Raw genomic sequence first — 5,088 nt, forward strand, 5'->3', positions numbered from 1 at the left:
TGGCGCCGGGTGCTGGGCGGCTATACCCTGGTCGACATCGCGCACAAGGTGGTCGGCGTAGGCAGCGTCGGCCTGCGTGCCTACGTTGCATTGCTTGAGGGCAGCAGCGCCGACGATGTCGTGTTCCTGCAGCTCAAACAGGCCCGGCGCTCGGTGCTGGCACGGTTCGTCCATGGCGACTCGGCCTGGCACGCCCATCAGGGACAGCGAGTGGTGGAGTATCAGCAAGCGCTGCAAACGGTCAGCGATCCGCTGCTCGGCTGGACCACCATTGACGGCCTGCAGTACTACGTCCGGCAGTTCCGCAACATGAAGGGGACTATTGCACTGGATGCGCTCGACCCGTCGGCACTGACCGACTACGCCGGAATCGTCGGCCATCTGCTGGCGAAAGGACATGCCCGTACGAGTGGTGCCTCCATGATCGCCGGATACGCCGGTTCATCGGACAAGCTGGACAAGTCGCTGTGCCGCTTCGCGCAAGCCTACGCGGACCAGACCGAAGCTGACCACCAGGCGCTGGTCAAGGCCGTGGCCCGCGGTGTCATTCCGGTCGAGTATGGGGAGCAGGGAGCGGGGAAAACCGCATTTCGGCCGTAGCGTTGTCCACTTGGCGAGGAAGTCCGCGCTAAGCTGCGGGTCGGCGATCATCACACTGTCAAGAAAGTCTAGAAAAAGGAAATCTTATGCTTGTAGAAGACATCATGACGTCGCGAGTCGTCACCGTCGGGTTTGACGATACCTTGGCCACTGTCAAGGAAATATTCGATGTCCTAAAGTTCCACCATTTGCTCGTCGTCGAAGACGGGGAACTCCAAGGCGTTGTGTCCGACCGTGACCTGCTTCGAGCCATGAGTCCGTTTATCGGTAGCATAGTGGAGACACCGAGGGATGTCGGCGTCATGTCCAAGCGGGTGCACCAGATCATGACGCGCAAACCCGTTACGCTGCGCCCGAAGGCTGACATCACCGATGCGGTACAAGTGTTCCTTACCCATCAGATTTCGTGCATTCCTATTGTCAACGAGAACTTCCAGCCGGTCGGCATTGTCAGCTGGCGTGACATCATGAAAACGCTCGCGCCGGAGTCCAATCGTGCCTCCGCGAACCCGGCATAGGGAAACGACCCGACGGCCAGACAAATTCTAGAGAACACACATGGCTCTTGACAGCGAATCATTCGACCTCTTGCTGGCCGCCGTCCAGCGTTTTATTCGTGAGCGGCTGGTGCCGGCTGAGAACACCGTCGAGGAACTCGACGACGTACCGGCCGATATCATCGAGGACATGAAGACGATGGGGCTGTTCGGCCTGTCGATCCCCGAGGAATACGGCGGCATTGGCCTGTCGATGGCGCAGGAATGTGCTGTAGCCTATGAGTTGGGCCAGACCGCGCTGGCGTTCCGGTCGGTGTTCGGCACCAACGTGGGCATTGGCTCGCAGGGCATCCTGATGGACGGCACGCAAGCGCAGAAGAGTGAGTTTCTGCCACGCGTGGCGAGCGGTGAACTGATCATGTCGTTCGCTCTGACGGAGCCCGATGCGGGCTCGGACGCGGCGGCGGTCAAGACGCGTGGCGAGTTGGTCAAGGACGCGGGCGGCGACTATTACATCCTCAACGGTACGAAACGCTTCATCACCAACGCACCTCGCGCCGGCGCCTTCACGCTGATGGCGCGCACCGATGGCGATGGCGCCAACGGCATCTCGGCGTTCATCGTGCCGTCCAATCTGCCTGGTCTGAGCCTCGGCAAGCCCGACAAGAAGATGGGCCAGCGCGGCACCAAGACGTGTGACGTGGTGCTGGATAACGTGCGGCTGCCTGCCGCCAGCATCATTGGCGGCGTGCCGGGCAAAGGCTTCAAGACCGCGATGAAAGTACTCGACCGTGGGCGATTGCATGTGTCGGCGCTCGCCTGTGGCCTCGCGCAGCGCGTGCTTCAGGAGTCAGTCGCCTATGCAAAGGAACGCCGGCAGTTTGGCCAGCGCATCGGCGATTTCCAGCTCGTGCAGGCCATGCTGGCCGATTCCCAGGCGGAGCTGTATGCGGGATGGTCGATGGTGCAGGACTGTGCACTGCGATACGACGCCAAGCCGGTAGGCCAAAGCGACCCGGACGTCAGCATGCGCGCGTCGTGCGCGAAGATGTTCTGCACTGAGATGGCGGGGCGCGTGGCCGACCGCGGCGTTCAAGTGCACGGCGGTGCGGGCTACATCAACGAGTACAAGGTCGAGCGTTTCTATCGCGACGTGCGGCTGTTGCGCCTGTACGAAGGCACCACGCAGATTCAGCAGCTCATCATCGGCCGTGAGTTAATGCGGCGCGACTGAGCTGGCCGTGCGGCGCGCACCGGCGGCACTTCAAGCTGGGATAGATGACGCCCTCAGACATGATCGATCTCAGGCTTCGCTTGTCGTTTGCTGACCGCCATCGTCAGGTTCAAGAGCCCATACAATTCGCCTGCACTGGTCGCCTCAACTTCAACGTCGCCCATTGTCAGGCGCAGACGGCGACCGGCCCGGCCTAGCAACCATGCGTCGGCCGCCGCCGCAAGCACGGGCACCCCGACGTGCGTGAACGGAATCACGAACTCACCCGCGAACCCGTCGCCGCCATCCGCGCGATCCAGCGCAAACGTTACCGCGCTCGCGCGGTTGCCGTCGGCGCGCGCGAGGTGATAGAACTGCCGCAACTCGGCCTGGTATCCGGGGCTGAAAGACGCCTCGTCATCGCGGGCGCGTACCAAGGTCAGGTGCAGGGTGTCGTCGGTGACCAAGGCGTTCTCCTGATAGATGTAATAAAGAACATTATCAGAAATATACGACAGAACAAATATCGGCCCACTCACGGCGAAAAAACCCGCTTGGGTGACGCACACCCCACTCGATAAAACCCGCGGCTACAGATGCAAGCTGATCTGTGCCGCGAAGGCGCGAATCACTTCTTCATTTCGCGATAAAAACATCCACTGACCCATACGGGTCGAAACAAGGAGTCCCGCCTCGATCAATACCGCGACGTGCGCGGATACGGTCGATTGCGATAGCCCACTGCGCGCGTGGATTGCACTTGCCGGCACCCCGCAGCCCAGATCGACGGGCCCTTGCACAAAGTGCTCGCCCGGCGTCTTTAACCAGCTCAAGACCTCGCGCCGGAACGGGTTGGCGAGTGCCTTATGAATTAAATTCTCGTCGACCATAGGCTAGAACATGTCCGCAGCACTCTTCTGTTTTACGGGCTGAATTTGAGTTTCCTGCACGGTTCGCGAGGGGATAAAGGGGCCGGTGATCATGTTCGCGTAGCTTTGGCCCGGGCCTACCATCGGAAATACATTGGCGTCGTAGTCGATCATCACCTCAAGGAACGCCGGGCCGTCAAACTCCACGAACTCCCTCAGCATGTCCTCAAGTTCGCTTATCGCGTCAACGCGATGGGCAAATTCAAAGCCATCGGCCTTTGCCGCCATCACAAAGTCCTTGCGATGCAGCGCCTTGTCGCTGGTAAACATCCGCCCTTCATAAAAGAGCCGCTGCCACTGCCGGATCATTCCGTCACCGCGATTGTTGAGCAGCAATACCTTGACGGGGATGCCGTACGTGCTTGCCGTCTCCATTTCGCCGACATTCATGCGCATGCTTCCGTCGCCGTCGATGTCGATCACCAGTGCATCCGGTCGCGCCAATTGCGCGCCAATCGCCGCGGGCAGCCCAAAACCCATCGTTCCCATACTCCCCGATGTCAGGAAGCTCCGGGGCTCGACAAAGTCGAAGAACTGCGCAGCCCACATTTGATGCTGGCCGACGCCCGTGGTGATGATCGCCCGTCCGCCTGTGATTTCGCTGAGCTTCTCGACCACCCACTGCGGCTGAATCGCGGGGCTATTTCGATCGTAGTTCATCCCGAACGTCCGCTTCAGCTCCCTCGCGTGCTCGAGCCAGTCGGACGGCGACTGCGTCGCCGGACTGTGCTCTATCAAGGACAGTAACGCGTCCTTCGCATCGCCCACATGACTCCACTGCACGCGTTTGACCTTGTTGATCTCCGCCTCGTCGATGTCGATATGAGCCACATAGCGGGCGCCGCGAGCGAATGAATCAGGGCGGCCACCGGCGACCCGATCGTCGAATCGGGCACCCACCGCGATGAGAAAGTCGCAGTCTTCAACGGCGTAGTTCGCGGAGGCGGTGCCATGCATGCCGAGCATGCCGAGATTCAGTTCGTGTTTTGCAGGTATGGCGCCAAGACCCATGAGCGTCGTCACGATTGGAATGCCGTTGCGCTCTGCAAACTCTCGCAACTCAGCATGCGCGCGGGCCGTGATCACGCCACCGCCGACATACAGCAGGGGCCGCTTGCTCTGCCCCAGAAGATTGAAGAAGGCGTCAGCCTTTTCCCCTTCAAGACGCGCGCCTTTGGCCATGATCCGAAGCCGATCGGTGTAGCCGCGAAAATGCAGCGTGCCTTGCCCATGATAGGGCCCCGTCCAGTTCTGGATGTCTTTGGGCACGTCCACGACAACCGGGCCCGGTCGGCCAGTGCGGGCAATTTCGAACGCGGCTCGCAGTGTTTGCTCAAGCTTGGCCGGGTCGGTTACCAGGAACACCTGCTTCGCGCACGCCGACATGATGTTGAAGACGGGTGCTTCCTGGAACGCATCGCTGCCGATCGCGGCACGCGGCACCTGTCCGCAGATCAGGACGACGGGTATCGAATCGCCGTAACAGTCGGCGATCGGCGTCAGCGCATTGGTCGCGCCCGGGCCTGACGTAACCATGAACACGCCGACCTTACCGCTGGCCCGCGCATAACCGGCGGCCATGAAGCCCGCGCCCTGTTCATTGGCAGGTACGACAAACTTGATTTGACGCTCGGGATGGTCCGCGTTCATTTCGTTGAAACGAAACACGGCGTCGTAGGTCGGCAAGATCGCGCCGCCGCTATATCCAAACAGCGTGTCGACGCCCTGTTCGGCGAGTACGCGCAGGATGATGTCGGCGCCCGACATCGTTTCACTCGCCTGCGTTGGGCTCGGATCGGGTTGAACAGCAACGACTGGATTTTGGGTCATGGTTGGCTCGCGGGCAGAT

General features: G+C 60.9%; 6 protein-coding genes. 3 read left to right on the forward strand and 3 right to left on the reverse strand.

What is annotated here, in order from left to right; genetic code table 11:
• From WCA53_RS28090 to WCA53_RS28100, 3 genes are all read left to right on the forward strand, one after another.
• Nucleotides 1-600, forward strand: a 600-nt coding sequence (locus tag WCA53_RS28090; RefSeq protein WP_423918626.1) for a DUF2252 family protein, incomplete at its 5' end; no start/stop codon positions are given.
• A gap of 86 nt (nucleotides 601-686) precedes the next feature.
• The gene (locus tag WCA53_RS28095; protein ID WP_423918629.1) at nucleotides 687-1,118 is read left to right on the forward strand and encodes a CBS domain-containing protein; all 432 of its coding nucleotides are present in this window, start codon (nucleotides 687-689) and stop codon (nucleotides 1,116-1,118) included.
• 40 nt (nucleotides 1,119-1,158) lie between these two features.
• Nucleotides 1,159-2,331, forward strand: coding sequence for an acyl-CoA dehydrogenase family protein (locus WCA53_RS28100; protein ID WP_423918632.1), 1,173 nt, complete (start codon nucleotides 1,159-1,161; stop codon nucleotides 2,329-2,331).
• Between the two features lie 53 nt (nucleotides 2,332-2,384).
• Here WCA53_RS28100 and WCA53_RS28105 read toward each other — a convergent pair whose 3' ends face one another.
• From WCA53_RS28105 to ilvB, 3 genes are all read right to left on the reverse strand, one after another.
• Nucleotides 2,385-2,777, reverse strand: coding sequence for a hypothetical protein (locus WCA53_RS28105; RefSeq protein ID WP_423918635.1), 393 nt, complete (start codon nucleotides 2,775-2,777; stop codon nucleotides 2,385-2,387).
• Between the two features lie 123 nt (nucleotides 2,778-2,900).
• Entirely contained in the window at nucleotides 2,901-3,200 is a 300-nt protein-coding gene (locus WCA53_RS28110; protein ID WP_423918640.1) for an ArsR/SmtB family transcription factor, read from the reverse strand.
• Nucleotides 3,201-3,203: 3 nt separating this feature from the next.
• Nucleotides 3,204-5,069, reverse strand: coding sequence for a biosynthetic-type acetolactate synthase large subunit (ilvB, locus tag WCA53_RS28115; RefSeq protein WP_423918646.1), 1,866 nt, complete (start codon nucleotides 5,067-5,069; stop codon nucleotides 3,204-3,206).
• Nucleotides 5,070-5,088 lie beyond the last annotated feature (19 nt).

The sequence above is a fragment of the Caballeronia sp. genome (assembly GCF_049581465.1).
Taxonomy (GTDB): domain Bacteria; phylum Pseudomonadota; class Gammaproteobacteria; order Burkholderiales; family Burkholderiaceae; genus Caballeronia.